Source organism: Streptomyces sp. NPDC048417 (assembly GCF_040651615.1).
Classification (GTDB): domain Bacteria; phylum Actinomycetota; class Actinomycetes; order Streptomycetales; family Streptomycetaceae; genus Streptomyces.
Genome location: NZ_JBEZKI010000031.1, coordinates 50782 through 71284, shown reverse-complemented (window position 1 = coordinate 71284; position 20503 = coordinate 50782). Strand labels below are relative to the sequence as shown.

The 20503-nt window shown below is 70.1% G+C and carries 16 protein-coding genes and 2 tRNA genes; 14 read left to right on the top strand and 4 right to left on the bottom strand.

The annotated features are described in order from the left end of the window. Positions 1 to 125: 125 nt before the first annotated feature. The gene (locus AB0D59_RS39000; RefSeq protein ID WP_362575724.1) at positions 126 to 929 is read left to right on the top strand and encodes a DNA-formamidopyrimidine glycosylase family protein; all 804 of its coding nucleotides are present in this window, start codon (positions 126 to 128) and stop codon (positions 927 to 929) included. A 49-nt stretch (positions 930 to 978) separates the two neighbouring features. On the opposite strand, the gene AB0D59_RS38995 is transcribed toward AB0D59_RS39000, so the two are convergent. After that, entirely contained in the window at positions 979 to 2220 is a 1242-nt protein-coding gene (locus AB0D59_RS38995; RefSeq protein WP_362575722.1) for a GNAT family N-acetyltransferase, read from the bottom strand. A gap of 175 nt (positions 2221 to 2395) precedes the next feature. On the opposite strand from AB0D59_RS38995, the gene AB0D59_RS38990 reads away from it, so the two are divergent. Next, complete coding sequence (locus AB0D59_RS38990) at positions 2396 to 3559, top strand: PP2C family protein-serine/threonine phosphatase (RefSeq protein WP_362575720.1); 1164 nt, start codon at positions 2396 to 2398, stop codon at positions 3557 to 3559. Between the two features lie 206 nt (positions 3560 to 3765). Further along, positions 3766 to 4218, top strand: a complete 453-nt coding sequence (locus AB0D59_RS38985; protein ID WP_362575718.1) for an HD domain-containing protein — start codon at positions 3766 to 3768, stop codon at positions 4216 to 4218. Between the two features lie 6 nt (positions 4219 to 4224). Here AB0D59_RS38985 and AB0D59_RS38980 read toward each other — a convergent pair whose 3' ends face one another. Then, positions 4225 to 5346, bottom strand: coding sequence for an acyltransferase family protein (locus tag AB0D59_RS38980; protein ID WP_362575716.1), 1122 nt, complete (start codon positions 5344 to 5346; stop codon positions 4225 to 4227). Between the two features lie 462 nt (positions 5347 to 5808). Here AB0D59_RS38980 and AB0D59_RS38975 point away from each other — a divergent pair, with 462 nt between their 5' ends. Further along, positions 5809 to 6003 (top strand): hypothetical protein, encoded by a 195-nt coding sequence (locus AB0D59_RS38975; protein ID WP_360483848.1) that lies wholly within the window; start codon positions 5809 to 5811, stop codon positions 6001 to 6003. Positions 6004 to 6228: 225 nt separating this feature from the next. Here the strand turns inward: AB0D59_RS38975 and AB0D59_RS38970 are convergent. Next, positions 6229 to 6299 (bottom strand) — tRNA-Gly (locus AB0D59_RS38970). A gap of 163 nt (positions 6300 to 6462) precedes the next feature. Here AB0D59_RS38970 and AB0D59_RS38965 point away from each other — a divergent pair. The 5 genes from AB0D59_RS38965 (at position 6463) to clpX (ending at position 11305) form a co-directional block, all read left to right on the top strand. Next, a tRNA-Pro gene (locus AB0D59_RS38965) sits at positions 6463 to 6539 on the top strand. Between the two features lie 187 nt (positions 6540 to 6726). After that, the gene (tig, locus tag AB0D59_RS38960) at positions 6727 to 8118 is read left to right on the top strand and encodes a trigger factor (RefSeq protein WP_362575714.1); all 1392 of its coding nucleotides are present in this window, start codon (positions 6727 to 6729) and stop codon (positions 8116 to 8118) included. Positions 8119 to 8490: 372 nt separating this feature from the next. After that, positions 8491 to 9099 carry an ATP-dependent Clp protease proteolytic subunit gene (locus tag AB0D59_RS38955; RefSeq protein WP_362575830.1) on the top strand — a complete coding sequence of 203 codons (609 nt, stop codon included), beginning with the start codon at positions 8491 to 8493 and terminating at the stop codon, positions 9097 to 9099. Positions 9100 to 9166: 67 nt separating this feature from the next. Next, entirely contained in the window at positions 9167 to 9832 is a 666-nt protein-coding gene (locus tag AB0D59_RS38950; RefSeq protein WP_362575712.1) for an ATP-dependent Clp protease proteolytic subunit, read from the top strand. Positions 9833 to 10018: 186 nt separating this feature from the next. Then, positions 10019 to 11305 carry an ATP-dependent Clp protease ATP-binding subunit ClpX gene (gene clpX / locus AB0D59_RS38945; RefSeq protein ID WP_362575710.1) on the top strand — a complete coding sequence of 429 codons (1287 nt, stop codon included), beginning with the start codon at positions 10019 to 10021 and terminating at the stop codon, positions 11303 to 11305. A gap of 68 nt (positions 11306 to 11373) precedes the next feature. Here clpX and AB0D59_RS38940 read toward each other — a convergent pair whose 3' ends face one another. Further along, complete coding sequence (locus AB0D59_RS38940) at positions 11374 to 12339, bottom strand: hypothetical protein (protein WP_362575709.1); 966 nt, start codon at positions 12337 to 12339, stop codon at positions 11374 to 11376. 137 nt (positions 12340 to 12476) lie between these two features. Between AB0D59_RS38940 and AB0D59_RS38935 the strand changes: the two genes are divergently transcribed. From AB0D59_RS38935 to ndk, 5 genes are all read left to right on the top strand, one after another. After that, positions 12477 to 15101, top strand: a complete 2625-nt coding sequence (locus AB0D59_RS38935; RefSeq protein WP_362575707.1) for a valine--tRNA ligase — start codon at positions 12477 to 12479, stop codon at positions 15099 to 15101. Positions 15102 to 15313: 212 nt separating this feature from the next. Then, entirely contained in the window at positions 15314 to 17713 is a 2400-nt protein-coding gene (locus AB0D59_RS38930) for a SpoIIE family protein phosphatase (protein ID WP_362575705.1), read from the top strand. A gap of 46 nt (positions 17714 to 17759) precedes the next feature. After that, a complete protein-coding gene (locus tag AB0D59_RS38925; RefSeq protein ID WP_362575703.1) occupies positions 17760 to 19262 on the top strand; it encodes a folylpolyglutamate synthase/dihydrofolate synthase family protein in 1503 nt (500 codons plus the stop codon). 2 nt (positions 19263 to 19264) lie between these two features. Then, positions 19265 to 19621 (top strand): DUF4233 domain-containing protein, encoded by a 357-nt coding sequence (locus AB0D59_RS38920; RefSeq protein WP_362575701.1) that lies wholly within the window; start codon positions 19265 to 19267, stop codon positions 19619 to 19621. Between the two features lie 151 nt (positions 19622 to 19772). Continuing rightward, positions 19773 to 20186 (top strand): nucleoside-diphosphate kinase, encoded by a 414-nt coding sequence (ndk, locus tag AB0D59_RS38915; RefSeq protein WP_362575699.1) that lies wholly within the window; start codon positions 19773 to 19775, stop codon positions 20184 to 20186. Positions 20187 to 20503: the final 317 nt, after the last annotated feature.

Here is a 20503-nt window from a genome sequence, read left to right as displayed (position 1 = left end):
GCCCGCGCCTCTCACGGCGGGCTCCTCGTGCCGTGTCCGGCGGGGTGCTCTCAGTCTCCTGTCTTCTCGACCTTGCGCTCTCCACTGAGCGAGTCGGGTGGGTGGGTGGGAAAGGAATGGCTTTCGTGCCGGAAGGGCACACGATCCACCGGCTCGCGCTGGACTACCGGCGGCTCACCGGACCCGTGCGGGTCAGCAGCCCGCAGGGCAAGTTCTCCGACGCCGCCGCCCTTCTGGACGGCGCCGAGCTCACCCGTACCGAGGCACACGGCAAACACCTCTTCCTCGGCTTCCGCGACAGCGACTGGGTCCATATCCACCTCGGCCTCTTCGGCAAGGTCACCTTCGGCGACGCTCCCGCGCCCCCGGCCACCGACACCGTCCGGCTCCGCCTCGCCGACACCGCCTCGTACGTCGACCTGCGCGGCCCCACCACCTGCGCCCTGATCACCGACGCGGAGAAGAGCGCCGTACACGCCAGGCTCGGTCCGGATCCGCTCCGCGGCGACGCCGACCCGAGCGTCGCGTACCGGAGGATCTCCCGCAGCCGTACGACCGTCGCCGCGCTTCTGATGGACCAGAAGGTCATCGCGGGGGTCGGCAACGTCTACCGCGCCGAGGTGCTGTTCCGGCACGGGATCGATCCCTATCGCGTGGGCAGGGAGATCAGGCCCGCCGAGTGGGACGCGGTGTGGGCCGATCTCGTCGAGCTCATGCACGAAGGCGTGCGGAACAACCGTATCGACACCGTCCGCCCCGAGCACACCCCGGAGGCGATGGGACGGCCACCGCGCGTCGACGACCACGGCGGCGAGGTGTACGTCTACCGCCGGGCCACCCTGCCCTGCCACATCTGCGGCACCGAGATCCGCACCGCCGACCTCGCCGCCCGCAACCTCTTCTGGTGCCCCCGCTGCCAGAGACACTGATCAGAGACGCTGATCAGAGACGCTGATCAGAGAGGCTGAGCGGCACGCACTAGAAACCGTGCGGCAGCCACGGCACCGCCGACGACCCGAACGCCGTCGACGCCTCCGCCAGCGCCCCCGTCCGCAGCTCCCGCACCCGGCCGGCGCGGGCCAGCGACAGCAGGGAGACACCACCGAGGTACGCCGCCGCCAGCTCCCGTACGGACAGGGCGAGTTCGGCGGTGTCGGTCGTACGTTCGCAGGACGCGCCCTTGGCGTCGCCGGTCAGCCGCCAACGCCCCGCGTTCCACGGGCAGAAGGCGTCGGCCACCTCCAGCACCACGTCCACCGGCGCCTGGTAGGTCCGCGCCGCGAGCGCCGCACCGACGTCGACGAGACGGACGTACCCCATGTCCCGCACCCGCGTCAGACAGCGCCGGACGTCGGAGACCAGGTACTGCCAGGCGTCGTCGACTGGCCGCCCCCGTACCGTCAGCTTCGACATCAGGTCGATGCCGAACAGGAACCGCCACAGCGCCGCGTCGCTCGCCGCGTCCAGCGCGGCCAGGTCCTCCAGCGTCACCATGCCGTCGTGCCCGCTCGGCGACCAGCCCAGCTTGGTGCGGAACCGGGCGTACCCGGTGATCCGCCCGTCCCGCTCAGCGACCACGCACTGCAGCGCCGACGCCCCGTCCCGTTCGCTCTCCGGGTCGAGCAACCCCACCCGCTCCCAGCCGGGCTGCCGGGCCAGCATCCCGGGCCGCAGCGGTACCAGCTCCGCGTACACCGCCTCGCACGCGTCGAGCACGTCGGCCGACGCCGCGTAGCGCAGTCCCACGTCGTCGGTGCCGGCCGGCACGTCCAGCGTCACCCGGCTCGTGTCGATCTCGGCATGCAACTGGTAGGTCGCCGCGTCGTACCCGAAGCGGCCGTAGATCGCCGGCTCGGAGGCGGTCAGCGCGGCGAGCGCCTCGCCCCGCTCCCGTACGTCGTCCAGCTGGCGCCGCATCATCGCGGTCAGCACCCCACGCCGCCGGTGCGTCGCGGACACACTCACCATGGTGACGCCGGCCACGGGCAGCACAGCACCGCCCGGCACGCTCATCCGGAAGCTGAACGCCCCACCCGTCCCGACGAGTTCGGCCCCGTCCCAGACGGCCAGCGAACGCTCGAACTCCGTCAGGGACCGGTCCAGCTCGCGCTCCTCGGCCGGCGACGGACCCGCGCCGAAGGCCCGGACCAGGTGGTCCCACCACCCGTCGAACTCCTCGGGACGCAGCACCTTCAACTCGGTCGCACGCTCGGTCGCCATACGCCATGCCTATCAGGGGCAATGCGGGACGAGCCAGCGAATTTCTCCCGGACGGCGACGCGGGGGCTTCCGGTGAAGTTCACTGTGAAGTCGCAGTCGATGGTGAACCTCGGACGGGGGACAAGTGGGACCTCCCGTGCCAAGCAGCTGGTCCGATGGATAGGGTCCCGAACTAATGGCAGTAGACGGAGATCGGCGCGGAAAGGCCGAGACGTTCACGGCCCGGTGGAAGATGCAGTGGCACCGGGTCCGCGTCGGCCTGCGCAGAAGCGCCGTGGACTACTTCCGTGGCGACGGCTCCGACTGGATCGCGCTCGTCGGACTCCTGCTGACCGTCCCGGTGCTGGCGGCCATGACCCTCGCCAACTCGGTGTGGTTCTCTCCGGCCTCCCTGGTCCTGCCGATCATCGCGGGCGGCCTGCTGCTGCGCCCGGCAAGCCTGCTCGGCCTGTACGCGGCGGCGGCCACGGCGCTGATCGTCGAGTCGGTACGGCTCGGCCCCTACACCGAGGGCCCCTCCCGGGTCACCCCGGGCGTCGTCCTCGTCGTCGCCGCCTGCGGCTTCTTCGGTCTGCTCACCGCCCAGTTCCGCAGCCGGGTCGGCGTGCCCTGGCGGCGCGGCGGCACCATGCTCTTCGACCTGCGCGAACGCATCCGGGTGCAGAGCAAGCTGCCGAAGCTGCCGCCGGGCTGGCACCGCGAGATGGCCCTGCGGCCGGCCGGCGGCCAGTCCTTCTCCGGCGACTTCGTGGTCGCGGCCCGCACGAACAACGGCCGCACGATGGAGGTCGTCCTCACGGACGTCTCCGGCAAGGGCATGGACGCGGCGTCCCGCGCGCTGCTGCTGTCCGGCGCGTTCGGCGGCCTCCTGGGTTCGCTGCCCCCGCACGCCTTCCTCACCGCCGCCAACGGCTACCTCCTGCGCCAGGACTGGGACGAGGGCTTCGCCACCTCGATCCACCTGGTCCTCGACCTGGACTCCGGCGACTACGAGCTCTACTCCGCGGGCCACCCCCCGGGCCTCCAGCTCAGCGCGGGCAGCGGCCGCTGGGAGGAGAAGGCCGCGGAGGGGCCGCTCCTCGGCGTGTACGACGGCGCGCAGTTCGACTCCGTCAAGGGCTCGCTGCGCCCGGGGGACGTCCTGATGCTCTTCACGGACGGCCTGGTGGAGACGTCGGACCGGGACATCGTGGAGGGCATCGACCGCCTGACGGGAGAGGCCGACCGCTATGTCGCCGGCGGCTTCCACGGTGCGGCCTGGCACCTGATCGAGGCGGTGGCGAAGGACGTGAACGACGACCGGGCGCTGCTGCTGATCTGCCGGGAGGCGGCGCGGTGAGGTAGCCGCCGAGGGTGGGCTGCGGGCGGGTGGCCGGATGCGGGCCGGTGGGGGCTGGTCGCGCCCACGCGGCGGAGCCGCACATAGCTACGGCCCCGCGCCCCTTACGGGGCGCTTCGGCCGCCGCTTCTCTTCAGCCGCGGGCAGTCGCTTGTCGGCGCCGGCAAGCGACACCCCCCACCACCCCGCCACGGGATACTCGCACCGTGACCCCGACCCCGCTCTCCCTCCCCGAAGTCGAGGCGCTCGCCCGAACCGCTCACGCGGCGCAGACCGACAAGGCCGGCCGCCCCTACACCGAGCACCTCGCCGCCGTCGCCGAAGGCGTCCGCGTCCGCGGCGGCGACCCGGACCAGATCGCCGCCGCCTGGCTGCACGACGCCGTCGAGGACCACGCCCTCACGGCGGACTGGCTGACCGCGGCCCCGCTCACCGCCCGCACCAGGGCCATCGTCCTCGCCGTCACCAAACGCCCCGGCGAGCCCCCCGAGGCGTACGCCCGCCGCATCCTCGACACCCCGGGCGCGCTCCTCGTCAAACAGGCCGACCTCGCGCACAACGCCGACCCCGGCCGTCTCGCCGTACTCGACGAGGAGACCCGGAAACGGCTGACCGAGAAGTACGCCCGGATGCGCGCCCTCCTCGGTCAGTCCGCGTAGGCGGAATCACACGTTGGCCATCTCCCGGTCCTCCCGGCTCTGCCGGCCCCGCGCCAGTTCCGCCGGGTCCTGCCGGAACGCCCAGGCCATCCTCGGCTCCATGGCGAACCGGAACACCCGCCGTACGGGCCGGGAGCACAGCAGCGTGACAAGGGCGCCGGCGAGCGCGGTGACGAGGATCTCGCCGAGCGGGCCGTGCAGCCACCTCGGGTCGAACCAGCCCGCGTGATCGGCGTACTTCACGACGAAACCGTGCAGCAGATAGCCGTACAGCGTGCCCGCGCCCAGTGTCGTGAACCACATCCGCCGGCCCGGTACCCAGGACAGGAAGCCGGCCGTCAGCACCATCGAGCAGCCGAACATCGCGAGCACCATCACCGGCCCGCACCACCACGGCGCGCCCAGCTCCTGCGCGGAGTCCCGGTGGTAGAACCACGCGGTGTTCATCCGCGGCACCGACCACCAGGCGAACGCCAGCGCGACCGCGAACACCGGCACCGCGGCGATCCGCACCGGCCACCGGCGTACCAGCCGGAAGTGCTCGGGCCGCAGGCACAGACCGAGCACGAAGTACGGCAGGAACTGCAGGACCCGCTGGAGGTCCAGGTCGTCACCGATGCTGGGGGACACGGACGCCAGCACCGCGACGAGGAAGGCGACGGGCAGCGGGTGGCGGACCGCCCGCCAGATCGGCGTGGTCAGCCGCCAGACGAACAGCGCGCACAGGAACCAGGTCAGGTACCAGGGGTCGAGCAGGCTGATGTCCTGACCGGGGGAGTGGTCGACGTACCGCTGGAACAGCGAATAGGCGGTCTCGAACAGGACGTACGGCACGACGACACCGGTGACCAGCCGCCTCAGCCGGTCCGGGCGCATGTCGAAGTTCCGGGAGAAGTAGCCGGAGATGATGATGAACGCCGGCATGTGGAAGGCGTACACGACGCTGTACAGCGCCTCCAGGACGCGGCTGTCGCCCTTCAGCGGCTCCCAGGAGTGACCCATCGCGACGAGCACGATCGCCAGGTACTTGGCGTTGTCGAAGAACGCGTCGCGCTGTCTGTCCGCCGGCGGCCGGGCCGGGGGACGCGGTGCTGGGTTCTGGCCGGGGGACGCGGCGGCGGCAAACATCTGAGGCACCCTAGCGGCGCCTGTGGGATTTCGTAAAACCGCCGGCGTGAATGCCGGATATCCGCCGTGACTGCCTGTGAACCGCCGGTCGATTTACCCGGGTCGACTCCTGTACTCATGCGGTTTCATGCAGCACTTACACCCGCGATGTCCCTATTCATCCTGACTAATTGGTGCATAACGCCTGCATGTGACCCCCACTTGTGATGCCTGTGTCAACAATTCGAATTGGCTGCGCACGCGTTGTGTGGACACCGAAACCATGTCTGCCAATTGCCGTGGATCTACGACCGGGTGGAGCCTCGAATTACTGTGCGGGCGGGGACCGGTGGGCGGTGAGTTGTCGACGTTGTGTCACGGGCCGCATAGTGCGGCCGGGTTGGTGGCACGATGGTTCTGGCGGGGGTGCGGGGTCGTACCCCCGGGCCGGGAGAGCGGAACCGACCGAGGGCGTGATCAGTTGTGGCCATTTCACTGTCTGTGGTGCTGCTGTTGGCGATCATCCTGGTAGTGCTGATCAGAGGGGGGAACATCAAGGCCGGTCCCGCGATCGTCGCCGTCCTCTTCGGCTTCTTCCTCGCGTCGACCGGGATGGCCCCCTCCATCCAGCGCTTCCTCGACTCGATAGCGCAGACCATCAACTCGATCAACTTCTGACCGCGCGGGCGCGCGCGGGCGCGCGCCCGGAGCGCGCGCGGGAAGAGCGCGAGACGTGGACAACGGAACACGAGACGTAGATTCCGTACGCCCTGTACGGCGTCCGCTTCTCCGTCCGCACGGTCGGCGCGCCCGGCCCGCGACGGCGAGGGGCGGCCCGGCCCCGGACGCGCCGAAGGCCCAGGCAGGAGGTCGGAACCTCTCGCCTGGGCCTTCGCCACGCGGAGCGGGCGACGGGAATCGAACCCGCGTAGTCAGTTTGGAAGACTGAAGCTCTACCATTGAGCTACGCCCGCACAACACGCGCCGCAGGTCCGTGACCGCGGCACAGAAGGCATCGTAGCGGGTCGTACGCCGCGTAGGCCAACGTGTTGGTCCCCGCGGACGCGAGTCCGGCGCGAGTGAACAAAGCGGCCGACGTGGGCGGCCCGGGCATGTACCCTACGTGTCGCACCGAAACGGGGTGTGGCGCAGCTTGGTAGCGCGTCCGCTTTGGGAGCGGAAGGCCGTGGGTTCAAATCCCGCCACCCCGACCACCGAATGACGGCGTCCGTCTTGATCGCCTTTTGGGGCGCTGAGCGGCTGCGGTTACTATGCAAGCTGCGCGCCCGCGTGTCCCGGCCCCCACTCGGCGGCCTACGAACTCCTCCGGGCGGCGAAACTCCGCCGGTGCCTCTCTGGTCCCGGCAGAACCCAAGCAGTCAGCCACAAGGAGACCGAACCGTGAAGAGCGCCGTGGAGACCCTGAACCCGACCCGGGTTCGGCTCACTGTCGAGGTGCCCTTCGAGGAGCTCAAGGACAGCCTCGACGCGGCGTACAAGAAGATCAACCAGCAGGTCACGGTGAAGGGCTTCCGCAAGGGCAAGATCCCGGCCCGAGTCATCGACCAGCGGTTCGGCCGCGGTGCGGTGCTGGAGGAGGCCGTCAACGACGCGCTTCCGAAGTTCTACACCGAGGCGGTCAACGAGGCCGAGCTCAACCCGCTGGGCCAGCCGGAGGTCGACATCACCGAGCTGAAGGACGGCGAGACGCTGAACTTCACCGCCGAGGTCGACATCCGCCCCGCCCTGGAGATCCCGGACTACTCCGGTATCGAGGTCGAGGTCGACGCGGTCGAGGTGACCGACGAGGACATCGAGAAGTCCGTGGAGCAGCTCCGCGAGCGCTTCGCGTCCACCTCCCCGGTCGAGCGGGCCGCCGAGGAGGGTGACGTCGTCACCATCGACCTGGAGGCCAAGGTCGACGGCGAGGTGCTGGAGGACGGCATCGCCAGCGGCGTCTCCTACACCATCGGCTCCGGCGAGCTGCTCGACGGCATCGACGACGCCGTGAAGGGCCTGGAGGCCGGTGGCGAGGCCACCTTCACCTCCGAGCTCAAGGGCGGCTCCGCGGCCGGCCAGGAGGCCGAGGTCACCGTCAAGGTCACCCAGGTCGCCGCGCGTGAACTCCCCGAGCTGGACGACGAGTTCGCGCAGCTCGCCTCCGAGTTCGACACCCTGGACGAGCTGAAGGCCGACAGCCGCAAGCGGCTGGCCGACATGAAGACGTACGACCAGGCCACGCAGGCCCAGGAGCGCGTCCTGGAGAAGCTCCTGGAGCTCGTCGAGGTGCCCGTCCCCGAGAAGCTGCTCGAGGACGAGATCAACACCCGCAAGCACAACCTGGAGCACCACCAGCTCGGCCAGATGGGTCTCGACCTCGAGAAGTACCTCGAGATCCAGGGCAAGACCGCCGAGGAGTTCGAGGCCGAGACCAAGGAAGCCGCGGTCAAGGGCATCAAGACCCAGTTCGTCCTCGACGAGCTGGTCAAGGTCGAGAAGCTGAACGTCAACCAGGAGGAGCTCACCGAGCACCTCATGCGGCGCGCGGCCTCCTCCGGCATGTCCCCCGACCAGTTCGCCCAGGCCGTCGTCGAGGGCGGTCAGGTCCCGCTCCTGGTCGGCGAGGTGGCCCGCGGCAAGGCCCTGGCCGTCGTGGTCGAGGCCGCCACGGTGAAGGACACCAACGGTGAGCTCGTCGACCTGGACGACGAGGACGAGACGGAGGCCACCGAGGCCGCCGCCGAGTCCACGGACGCCGCCGACGCCGCCGACGAGGAGAAGTCCGAGGGCTGAGCCCACGGCGCTCCAGCGACGTAGTAAGGGGCTCCTGGGCACTGCCCGGGGGCCCCTTGTCACAGGGCCTGGGGTCAGCGCCCCGAAAGGGGCGCGGGGCTGCATACGTCAGCGGCTCCGCCGCGGGGCGCGACCAGCCACCACGCACCCGCACGCGCCCGCCCACCGGCACCGTCACGGCGGGTTGACAGCGGCCCTTCCGCCGGAGGCACCCGCTCTACGCCCCCGGCGAACAGCCCTGTTACCGGGATTCCCCGAAGGGACCATCGCGTTAGGGTCCATGAGTACGAGGGCAGCCAAGCCCCCGGCTACGGAAACGTGAGACGGCCCGGCGCCGTCGTAAGACGAGCAGGTGGATACGTGACGAATCTGATGCCCTCCGCCGCCGGCGAGCCTTCCATCGGTGGTGGCCTCGGCGACCAGGTGTACAACCGGCTGCTCGGCGAGCGGATCATCTTCCTCGGCCAGCAGGTCGACGACGACATCGCGAACAAGATCACCGCGCAGCTGCTGCTGCTCGCGGCCGATCCCGGCAGGGACATCTACCTCTACATCAACAGCCCCGGCGGCTCGGTGACGGCCGGCATGGCGATCTACGACACCATGCAGTACATCCCGAACGACGTGGTCACCATCGGCATGGGCATGGCGGCCTCGATGGGCCAGTTCCTGCTCACCGGCGGCACCGCCGGCAAGCGCTTCGCCCTGCCGCACACGGACATCATGATGCACCAGGGCTCCGCGGGCCTGGGCGGTACGGTCTCGGACATCAAGATCCAGGCCCAGTACCTGCTGCGCACCAAGAAGACCATGTCCGAGCTGACCGCCCTGCACTCCGGCCAGAGCGTCGAGACGATCGTCCGCGACGGCGACCGCGACCGCTGGTTCACCCCGGAAGAGGCCAAGGAGTACGGTCTCATTGACGAGATCATCACGCATGCCTCCGGTGTTCCGGGAGGCGGCGGCACCGGCGCCTCCTGAGGCCGGCCACGCCACACTCCGCCGAGACTCCAGCCCCCCGAACGCCACCAGGACGGTGAACACCCTCATGAGCAACTTCTCCGGCGCCGCCGACGCCCGTTACGACGGTCCCCGGCCCGACGCCCGCTATGTCATCCCGCGCTTCGTGGAGCGCACCTCCCAGGGCATCCGCGAGTACGACCCGTACGCGAAGCTCTTCGAGGAGCGCGTGATCTTCCTGGGCGTCCAGATCGACGACGCCTCCGCCAACGACGTCATGGCCCAGCTGCTGTGCCTGGAGTCGATGGACCCCGACCGGGACATCTCGATCTACATCAACAGCCCGGGCGGCGACATGACCGCCCTCACGGCGATCTACGACACGATGCAGTTCGTGAAGCCCGACATCCAGACGGTCTGCATGGGCCAGGCGGCCTCCGCCGCGGCCATCCTGCTGGCCGCCGGCACGCCCGGCAAGCGCATGGCGCTGCCGAACTCCCGTGTGCTGATCCACCAGCCGGCCGGTTCCACCGGCCGCGGCCAGCTCTCCGACCTGGAGATCATCGCCAACGAGTTCACGCGGATGCGTGAGCAGCTGGAGGACATGCTGGCCAAGCACTCCAACCGGCCGATCGAGCAGGTCCGCGAGGACATCGAGCGCGACAAGATCCTCACGGCCGAGGAAGCGCTGGAGTACGGCATCGTGGACCAGATCATCTCCACCCGGAAGATGAACAACGCGGACGTCCGCTGACAGAGGATGTAGTCTCTGCCGCCCTTGGCCCGGTTCGACGGGCTCGGCAAGGCGCACGTCAAAGTGAACCGTGCCAAGGGGGGCCCGTACGGGGGGCCCGGCAAGGTACCGTCGACATAAGGCAGCACCAGGAGCCGCTGGATTCGAAAGAGTCCAGGCGACTCCCAGGCGAAGGGGAAGCACACCGTGGCACGCATCGGTGACGGCGGCGATCTGCTCAAGTGCTCGTTCTGCGGCAAGAGCCAGAAGCAGGTCAAGAAGCTCATCGCAGGGCCCGGTGTGTACATCTGCGACGAGTGCATCGACCTCTGCAACGAGATCATCGAGGAGGAACTCGCCGAGACGAGCGAGGTGCGCTGGGAGGAACTCCCCAAGCCCCGCGAGATCTACGAGTTCCTGGAGGGCTACGTGGTCGGCCAGGAGGCCGCCAAGAAGGCCCTCTCGGTCGCGGTGTACAACCACTACAAGCGGGTCCAGGCCGGTGAGAACGGCGGCGGCCAAAGCCGCGAGGACGCCATCGAGTTGGCGAAGTCCAACATCCTGCTGCTGGGCCCCACGGGTTCCGGCAAGACGCTCCTGGCGCAGACCCTGGCCCGCATGCTGAACGTCCCGTTCGCGATCGCCGACGCGACCGCGCTGACGGAGGCGGGCTATGTGGGCGAGGACGTCGAGAACATCCTCCTCAAGCTGATCCAGGCGGCCGACTACGACGTCAAGAAGGCCGAGACCGGGATCATCTACATCGACGAGATCGACAAGGTCGCGCGGAAGAGTGAAAATCCGTCGATCACCCGGGACGTCAGCGGCGAGGGCGTGCAGCAGGCCCTGCTGAAGATCCTGGAGGGCACCACCGCGTCGGTCCCGCCGCAAGGCGGCCGCAAACACCCGCACCAGGAGTTCATCCAGATCGACACGACGAACGTGCTGTTCATCGTGGGCGGTGCGTTCGCCGGCCTGGAGAAGATCATCGAGTCCCGGGCGGGTGCCAAGGGCATCGGCTTCGGCGCGACGATCCGCTCCAAGCGGGAGCTGCAGTCCAAGGACCAGTTCGAGGACGTCATGCCCGAGGACCTGGTGAAGTTCGGCATGATCCCCGAGTTCATCGGCCGGCTGCCCGTCATCACCTCGGTCCACAACCTGGACCGCGAGGCCCTGCTCCAGATCCTGATCGAGCCGCGCAACGCGCTGGTGAAGCAGTACCAGCGCCTCTTCGAACTCGACGGCGTGGAGCTGGACTTCGAGCGCGAGGCCCTGGAGGCCATCGCCGACCAGGCCATCCTCCGCCAGACCGGCGCGCGTGGCCTGCGCGCCATCATGGAGGAAGTCCTCATGTCCGTGATGTACGAGGTGCCGTCCCGCAAGGACGTGGCCCGCGTCGTCGTCACGGCCGACGTCGTCCGCTCCAACGTCAACCCGACCCTGATCCCGCGCGACGCGCGCGGCCGGGGCGCGGGGGAGCAGAAGTCGGCGTAACCACGTCAACACCGAAGCGCCGGGCTCCTTCGAGGAGGGCCCGGCGCTTTCGCGTGGGTCAGCGGTGGCTACTTGGCGACGCGCACTTCACTGCGTACACCGGCCGCGATCTTCGCCGACTCGTCGATGCTGTACGTCTTCACCGCCGCCGTCGGCTCCACCATGCCGATGGTGCTGTAATCCGCCCAGATGCACAGGTAGGCCGTCTGGGCCTTGCCGGTGAGCTGGTTCTTGCCCTTCGCCTGCTGGCACTTCATCACGGCGCCGTCCAGCCCGTCGGGCGAGACGGACCGGGCGTCGCCGACGAACTGCACGTCGTCCCCCGAGCTGCTGTCCTTCTTCATGTTGGCGAAGGTGGCGTCCAGCGCGGCCTGCGGGTCCTTCACCGACCCGTACACGCCGAAGAGGGTGACGTTCTCGGCGGTCCCCGCCTTCGCCACGTCCGCCGGGTTGCTGGTGTCCAGGGACTCCAGGTCCACGGTCGAGTAGATCGCGGTGACCGAAGTGGCGTCGGTGACACCGGACTTGGCGAGGTCCTCGGCGTCGTTCGAACTCGCCTTCTGCTCGCTGGAGTCACCTACCCGCTTGTACTTGGCGGACAGGACCGAGGCCGGCGCGGTCAGCTTGTGCGGACCGTCGTCCTTGAGTCCGCCGCCGCCCCCGGCGAGCACGAAGTACGCGCCGACCGCGACGGCGGCGACCACCGCCACCGCCCCGATGACCAGCCCCGTCTTCTTCTTCCCGCCGCCCGGAGCCGGCGGCTGCGGAACGCCGTAGGGAGGCTGACCGTACGGCGGCTGCTGGCCGTACGGGTTCTGCTGTGGGGAAACACCCTGGGGCGGGTAGCCGTAACCGGGCTGCTGGCCGTAGGGCCCCGGCTGCGGCGGGGCCTGCTGGGGGTAGCCGTAGCCGGGCTGGGGCGCCTGCGGCGGCCCTCCGTACGGGCCCGGCTGCTGCTGCGGCGGCGGCCCTCCGTACGGGCCCGGCTGCTGCGGCGGCGGCCCTCCGTACGGACCCGGCTGGTTGTAGCTCATCTCTGGGTTCCCCTCCAGATGCTTATGTGTTCCTGACATCCTGGCTCAGCCACAGGGGACTCCCGGCACGGGGGTGCTCACCGTTACAGAACAAACGCGTTTCGGGACTGCCCCGTGACACCTCTAAACTGAGCCCCGTGACCGAGAACGCTCAGCAGCAGCCCACAGCGCCCAGCACCGAACTGCCGACCCAGTACGCGCCGGCCGACGTAGAGGGGCCGCTGTACGAGCGCTGGGTAGAGCGGGGTTACTTCGAGGCGGACGAGAAGAGCGACAAGCCGCCGTTCACCGTCGTCATCCCGCCGCCGAACGTCACCGGCAGCCTCCACCTGGGCCACGCCTTCGAGCACACGCTCATCGACGCCATGACCCGCCGCAAGCGCATGCAGGGCTTCGAGACCCTGTGGCAGCCCGGCATGGACCACGCCGGCATCGCCACCCAGAACGTCGTCGAGCGCGAGCTCGGCAAGGAGGGCAAGTCCCGCCACGACCTGGGCCGCGAGGCCTTCGTCGAGCGCGTCTGGCAGTGGAAGGCCGAGTCCGGCGGCCAGATCAGCGGCCAGATGCGCCGCCTCGGCGACGGCGTCGCCTGGTCCCGCGAGCGCTTCACCATGGACGAGGGCCTCTCCCAGGCCGTCCAGACCATCTTCAAGCGTCTGTACGACGACGAGCTGATCTACCGCGCCGAGCGCATCATCAACTGGTGCCCGCGCTGTCTGACGGCCATCTCGGACATCGAGGTCGAGTACCAGGACGACGACGGCGAGCTCGTCTCCATGACGTACGGCGAGGGTGCGGAGACCATCGTCGTCGCCACCACCCGCGCCGAGACGATGCTCGGTGACACGGCCGTCGCCGTCCACCCCGAGGACGAGCGCTACAAGCACCTGGTCGGCAAGCTCATCAAGCTCCCGCTGACCGACCGCTCCATCCCGGTCGTCGCCGACGAGCACGTCGACCCCGAGTTCGGCACCGGCGCCGTCAAGGTCACCCCGGCGCACGACCCGAACGACTTCGAGATCGGCCAGCGCCACGACCTGCCGTCCATCACGGTCATGGACGAGCACGCCGTCATCACCGTCCACGGCCCCTTCCAGGGCATGGACCGCCTGGAGGCCCGCTCCGCCATCGTCGCCGCCCTGCGCGCCGAGGGCCGGATCGTCGCCGAGAAGCGCCCCTACGTCCACTCCGTCGGCCACTGCTCGCGCTGCAAGACCACCATCGAGCCGCGCCTGTCGATGCAGTGGTGGGTCAAGGTCGGCCCGCTCGCCAAGGCCGCCGGTGACGCGGTCCGCGAGGGCAAGGTCAAGATCCACCCGCAGGAGATGGAGAAGCGGTACTTCGACTGGGTCGACAACCTCCACGACTGGTGCATCTCGCGGCAGTTGTGGTGGGGCCACCGCATCCCCGTCTGGTACGGCCCGAACGGCGAAGCCGTCTGCGTCGGCCCGGACGAGGAGCCCCCCACCGGCGAGGGCTGGCACCAGGACACCGACGTCCTCGACACCTGGTTCTCCTCCGGCCTGTGGCCGTTCTCCACGATGGGCTGGCCCGAACAGACCGAGTCGCTGGCGAAGTTCTACCCGAACTCCGTCCTGGTCACCGGCTACGACATCCTCTTCTTCTGGGTCGCCCGGATGATGATGTTCGGCCTCTACGCGATGGACGGCACCCCGCCGTTCCACACCATCGCCCTGCACGGCATGGTCCGCGACCAGTTCGGCAAGAAGATGTCGAAGTCCTTCGGCAACGCGGTCAACCCGCTGGACTGGATGGACAAGTACGGCTCCGACGCCCTGCGCTTCACCCTGGCCCGCGGCGCCAACCCCGGCGTCGACGTCCCGATCGGCGAGGACTGGGTCCAGGGATCACGCAACTTCGCCAACAAGATCTGGAACGCGACCCGCTTCGCGCTGATGAACGGCGCGACGGTGGACGGCCCGCTGCCGGAGCCGTCGGCGATGTCGGCGACCGACCGCTGGATCCTGTCCCGCCTCAACTCGGTCATCGCCGAAGTCGACGTGTACTACGAGGACTTCCAGTTCGCCAAGCTCTCCGACGCGCTGTTCCACTTCGCGTGGGACGAGGTCTTCGACTGGTACGTCGAGCTGTCCAAGACCACCTTCCAGGCGGGCGGCGAGCCGGCCGAGGTCAGCAAGCGGGTCCTGGGCGAGGTCCTCGACGTCACCCTCAAGCTGCTGCACCCGGTGGTCCCGTTCGTCACGGAGACCCTCTGGACCACCCTCACGGGCGGCGAGTCCCTGGTCGTCGCCGACTGGCCGTCCGACAGCGGCTTCCGCGACGCCGCGGCCGAGCGGGAGATCGAGTCCCTCCAGTCCGTCATCACCGAGGTCCGCCGCTTCCGCGCCGACCAGGGCCTCCAGCCCGGCCAGCGGGTCCCGGCCCGCCTCACCCTCGACGGCACGGCGCTCGCCCCGCACGAGGCGGCCATCCGCCAGCTGCTGCGCCTCCAGCCGGAGGGCGACGCCTTCGCGGCCACGGCCACCCTCCCGGTCGCCGGCGCCACGGTCGCCCTCGACCTCTCCGGCACGATCGACGTGGCGGCGGAGCGCAAGCGTCTCGCCAAGGACCTCGCGGCCGCCGAGAAGGAGAAGGCCCAGGCGACGGCCAAGCTGGGCAACGAGGCGTTCCTGGCGAAGGCCCCGGACAACGTGGTGGACAAGATCCGCGGCCGGCTGGCCAAGGCGGACGAGGACATCGCCCGGATCCAGGCCCAGCTGGACCGCCTGCCGCAGGCATAACCCGCCACGTCCCCGCAGGCGTCCGGCAGCCCGTTCCCCGGGCCGCCGGGCGCCTGCGCGTATTTTCTCCGTCACCAAGCACCGACCGGCCACCCCCCTACAATCCAAAAGTAGGAACATGACCTTAATGTTCCGTTTTGATGCTTCGTGGCGGAGGGAACGCCCGCATGCTGCGCAGGGGCCGAACGAAGACACCTCCGCACAGGGGACTGGTGCCCCTGACGGCTGTCGCGGGCGGCCTTCTCGCGGTGCTCATGGGCCTCGTCTTCCTGATGCTGGTGTGGGCGATCGGGGACGCGCGCGGCTCCTTGCTGGCGGCCCGGAGCGGCAGACCGGCCCTGCAGCAGGTCAGAGTGGTCGAGGAGACCATCCGTGACATGGAGAGCGGACAGCGCAGCTACGTCATCACCCACCAGGACGAGTTCCTCAAGCCCTGGCGGGCCGCACGAGCCGCCTTTCCGGCCCAGGCACAGCGACTCGTGGACATCAGCACGTCCCCCGCCCAGCGGCGGTTCGCCCAGCAGATCCGGCAGGCCGGGCAGTCCTTCATCGACGACTACTCGGTCCCGCTCGTCGACGAGGCCCGGCGTGGCGCCCCCGAGGCGAGCGGCACGGCGCGCACGCTGGAGGGCCGGCAGCGCGTCGACGGGCTCCGGGACCAGCTCTCCCGCTATCTCGACGTCGAGCGCGTCACCATCGACAGGCGCGAGAACGACCTCGAGAACCGGATGGACATGCTCATGGTCGCGGCGTCCATGGGCGTCGGAGTGGCGGTCTGCCTGATCGTCGGCTACGGCGCCTACGTGACCCGGGTGATCGTCTGGCCGGTGCGCAGGATGGCCCGCTTCGCGACCCGGCTCGCCACCGGTGACCTGAGCGCCCGGGTGCCACCCTCCGGCAGACGGGAGATCGGGCAGCTGGAGACGGCGTTCAACACCATGGCCGACTCCCTGGAGAAGAGCCACCGGCGGCTCAGACTGCTCTACGACGCCGGTACGGCCGTGGGCACCACCCTCGACGTGCGGCGGACCGCCGACGAACTGGTCCGGGTCGCCGTCCCCCGCTTCGCCGACCACGTCACCGTCGACCTGGCGGCATCCGTCCTGACCGGCGGGGAGCCGGCGAACGCCGACGGCGAGGGCCTGCGACGCGTCGCCCGCGGAGGCATCCACGACGGGTCGCCGCTGGCCCCGGTCGGCGCATCGGCCGTACCGTTCCCGCACGTCCCCGGCACCGGCGCGGCCCTCCTGCCCGACCTGCGCACCGCCCCGGCCGGGTGGGCTCCCGACGCCCAGTGGGCGGAGCGGCTCCTCGCGTACGGCATGGGCTCGCTGATCACCGCGCCGCTGTCGGCGCAGGGCGTCCAGATGGGCATGATCGCCTTCTGGCGGACCCAGGACTCGCCGCCGTTCGAGGCGGACGACCTGTCCGACGCGGAGGAGCTGGCCGCGAAGACCGCGGCCGCCGTCGACAACGCGCGCCGTTACACCCGGGAGCGCGAGACCGCGCTGGCCCTCCAGCACAGCCTGCTGCCGCACGACCTGCCCGCCCGGCCGGCCGTCGACATCGCCTACCGCTACCTCCCGACCGGCACCCGGGCCGGAGTCGGCGGCGACTGGCTCGACGTGATCCCGCTGTCGGGCACCCGGGTGGCCCTGGTCGTCGGAGACGTCGTCGGCCACGGCATCCAAGCCTCGGCCACCATGGGCCGGCTGCGCACGGCGGTCCGCACCCTCGCAGACGTCGACCTGCCGCCCGAGGAACTCCTCACCCACCTCGACGACCTCGTCCTCCACCTCGACGACGGCGCCCTGGAACCGGCCGGCGAGGTCGGCTCGACCTGCCTGTACGCCGTCTACGACCCGGTCTCGCGGCGCTGCTCCCTCGCCAGCGCGGGCCATCCGCTGCCCTTCGTGATCACTCCGCAGGGCGTGGTGGAGAAGGCCCCCGGCCAGGCCGGACCGCCGCTCGGGCTCGGCGGACTGCCGTTCGAGACGACCGAGCTGGACCTCGCCGGAGGCACCACCCTCGCGCTGTTCAGCAACGGACTGGTGCACTCCCGCAACCTCGACCTGAGCCAGGGCCTCGACCGGCTCCGCCGTGCGCTGGCGACGCCCGGGGAGTCGCTGGAGGCGACCTGCGACCACGTGGTGGCAGCCCTGCGCACGGGCGAACCCGCCGACGACGTCACGCTGCTGCTGGCCCGCACCCGCGCCCTGCCCGGCGAGCAGGTGGCCACCTGGGACGTCCCCTCGGACCCCGAGCACGTCGCCCGGGCCCGGACCCTGACCACCGGCCAGCTCGGCGCCTGGCAGCTGGAGGACCTGTCGTACACCACCGAACTGGTGGTCAGCGAGCTGGTCACCAACGCCATCCGCTACGGCGGCTCCCCGATCCAGCTGCGGCTCATCCGGGACACCACGATGCTGATCTGCGAGGTCTCCGACGGCAGCAGTACCGCCCCCCACCTGCGGCGGGCCCGTGTCTTCGACGAGGGCGGCCGCGGCCTGCTGCTGGTCGCCCAGCTCACCCAGCGCTGGGGTACCCGGCAGACCTCCGCCGGCAAGACCATCTGGTGCGAGCAGGCCCTGCCCCCTGCCGAACCTTCCTAGCCCTCCTGGGCCGCCGGGCCCGTGCGGTGCTCCGTAGACTGGTGCCGTGAGTGATCTGCCCCCGCGCGACCCCAATGAGAGCTTCGACGACATCATCGAGGCCGAGACGGACCGCGACCCCGATCTCGCGGTGATCGAGGCCGGCAGCCGGACCCTGCGTACCCAGGGCGGCCCGGCGCAGGCCGACGTCCCGGCCCGCCCCGAGGACCCCGAGGTCGACCGGGCCCTGCGCGAGGTCGAGGCGGAGCTGGCGACCCGCTGGGGCGAGACCAAGCTGGAGCCGTCGGTCACCCGGATCACCGCCCTCATGGACGTCCTGGGCGACCCCCAGCGGTCGTACCCCTCGATCCACATCACCGGCACCAACGGCAAGACCTCCACCGCCCGCATGGTCGAGGCCCTGCTCGGCGCCTTCGACCTGCGCACCGGCCGCTACACCAGCCCCCACGTGCAGTCGGTCACCGAGCGCATCAGCCTCGACGGCGCCCCGATCTCCGCCGAGCGGTTCATCGAGACCTACGAGGACATCAAGCCGTACGTCGAGATGGTCGACTCCCGGCAGGAGTACCGGCTCTCCTTCTTCGAGGTGCTCACCGGCATGGCGTACGCGGCCTTCGCGGACGCCCCCGTCGACGTGGCCGTCGTCGAGGTCGGCATGGGCGGCTCCTGGGACGCCACCAACGTCATCGACGGGGATGTCGCCGTCGTCACCCCCATCGACCTCGACCACACCGACCGGCTCGGCGAGACCACCGCCGCGATCGCCGGCGAGAAGGCCGGGATCATCAAGCAGGACGCCACCGTGATCCTGGCCCAACAGCCGGTGGACGCGGCCCAGGTGCTGCTGAAGAAGGCCGTCGAGGTGGACGCCACGGTGGCCCGGGAGGGCCTGGAGTTCGGCGTGGTCGCCCGCCAGGTCGCCGTCGGCGGCCAGCTGCTCACCCTGCGCGGCCTCGGCGGCGAGTACGAGCAGGTCTACCTCCCGCTGCACGGCCCCTACCAGGCCCACAACGCGGCCGTCGCGCTGGCCGCCGTGGAGGCGTTCTTCGGCGTCGGCGCCCAGCGCCCCGAGCCCCTCGCCATCGACACGGTCCGCAAGGCGTTCGCGGCGGTCACCTCGCCGGGCCGCCTCGAAGTCGTACGGCGCTCTCCCACCGTCGTCCTGGACGCCGCGCACAACCCGGCCGGCGCCCGCGCCACCGCCGAGGCGGTCGGCGAGGCCTTCGACTTCAGCCGGCTGATCGGCGTGGTCGGGGCGAGCGGCGACAAGAACGTCCGGGGCCTCCTGGAGGCCTTCGAGCCGATCTTCGCCGAGGTCGTGATCACCCAGAACTCCAGCCACCGCGCGATGGACTCGGACGAACTGGCCGCGGTCGCCGTCGAGGTGTTCGGCGAGGACCGCGTCCAGGTCGAGCCGCGGCTGCCCGACGCCCTGGAGGCCGCGATCACGCTGGCCGAGGAGGAGGGCGAGTTCGCGGGCGCGGGGGTGCTGGTCACCGGCTCGGTCATCACGGTCGGCGAGGCCCGGCTGCTGCTGGGGAGGGCCTGACCATGCGGACGCTCTGCTCCTCCACCCTGATCGGCGAGTTCTTCGTCATCGGCTTCGCCGCGCTGGTCGCCATGAAGGACCCCGACCTGTCCACCGCCACGGTGTGGCTGGTCAGCGGCATCGCGATGTTCCTCTGCGTGGCCCTGTGCGGTGTGATCACCCGCCCCGGCGGCATCGCTCTCGGCTGGGCCCTGCAGATCGCCCTGATCGCCTCCGGCGTCTTCGTGCCGACGATGTACTTCATGGGCGCCGTCTTCGCGGCCCTGTGGTGGGCCTCGGTGCACTACGGCAGGAAGATCGACGAGGCCAAGGCCCGCTTCGCGGCGGAGAGCACCGAGAACAGCCCGTCCGGGGTGTGAGGACGAGGCGGTCCAGGCCGAAGCGGGGGTCCGGTCGGCGGCTGCCCCCGGCCGCCGCCGACCGGGCCTACTGACACTGCGTGACGGACGCCCGGACCAGCCCTGTAGCCTCTCCTCACCGCACACGTAAGTACCGCGAAGGAGCCCTCACGTGACTCAGCGCACCCTCGTCCTGCTCAAGCCCGACGCCGTCCGTCGCGGCCTGACCGGCGAGATCATCGGCCGTATCGAGCGCAAGGCCGACTGGCGGATCACCGCGCTGGAGCTGCGCTCCCTGGAGCGGGCGACGCTGGAGCAGCACTACGCCGAGCACGTCGGCAAGCCGTTCTACGAGCCGCTGGTCGAGTTCATGGCCTCCGGCCCCGTCGTCGCCCTGATCGTCGAGGGCGAGCGGGTCATCGAGGGCATCCGCGCGCTGGCCGGGCCCACCGACCCGATCGCCGCCGCGCCGGGCTCCATCCGCGGCGACTTCGGCGTGATCGTCCGCGAGAACCTGATCCACGCGTCCGACTCCGAGGAGTCCGCCGAGCGCGAGGTCAAGATCTTCTTCCCGGGCCGCGCCTGACTCACCGGGGCGGGGCCCCCGTAGAGCTTCCGTAGATATTTCTGACTGGATGTCAGTCCACTACTCCGTCTGGCCTGGGGCGGTCGAATGATTTCGGCCGTCCCTCGGCATATGCGTGCCGATCGGGGGAACGAGTGCCCCCGTCGGACCGTCTCCACAAGCGATACGGCCCTGTACGTGCTGACAATGGCGAAGACCCTCGCGCAGTGTTCGTGCAGGCGCGTCTACCATGGAAGCCTTCACGTCACAGCACGCACTTCGCCGACCTGATATGCCCTCAAAAGCTCCCGGGAAGGCCAGACGAATCCTGATGGGGA

Coding starts and splice junctions, on each gene's coding strand:
- AB0D59_RS38990 (WP_362575720.1), top strand. CDS start 2,396: ATGGCAGTAGACGGAGATCGGCGCGGAAAGGCCGAGACGTTCACGGCC.
- AB0D59_RS38950 (WP_362575712.1), top strand. CDS start 9,167: ATGAGCAACTTCTCCGGCGCCGCCGACGCCCGTTACGACGGTCCCCGG.
- AB0D59_RS38940 (WP_362575709.1), bottom strand. CDS start 12,339: ATGAGCTACAACCAGCCGGGTCCGTACGGAGGGCCGCCGCCGCAGCAG.
- AB0D59_RS38920 (WP_362575701.1), top strand. CDS start 19,265: ATGCGGACGCTCTGCTCCTCCACCCTGATCGGCGAGTTCTTCGTCATC.
- AB0D59_RS38980 (WP_362575716.1), bottom strand. CDS start 5,346: ATGTTTGCCGCCGCCGCGTCCCCCGGCCAGAACCCAGCACCGCGTCCC.
- AB0D59_RS38995 (WP_362575722.1), bottom strand. CDS start 2,220: ATGGCGACCGAGCGTGCGACCGAGTTGAAGGTGCTGCGTCCCGAGGAG.
- AB0D59_RS38955 (WP_362575830.1), top strand. CDS start 8,491: ATGCCCTCCGCCGCCGGCGAGCCTTCCATCGGTGGTGGCCTCGGCGAC.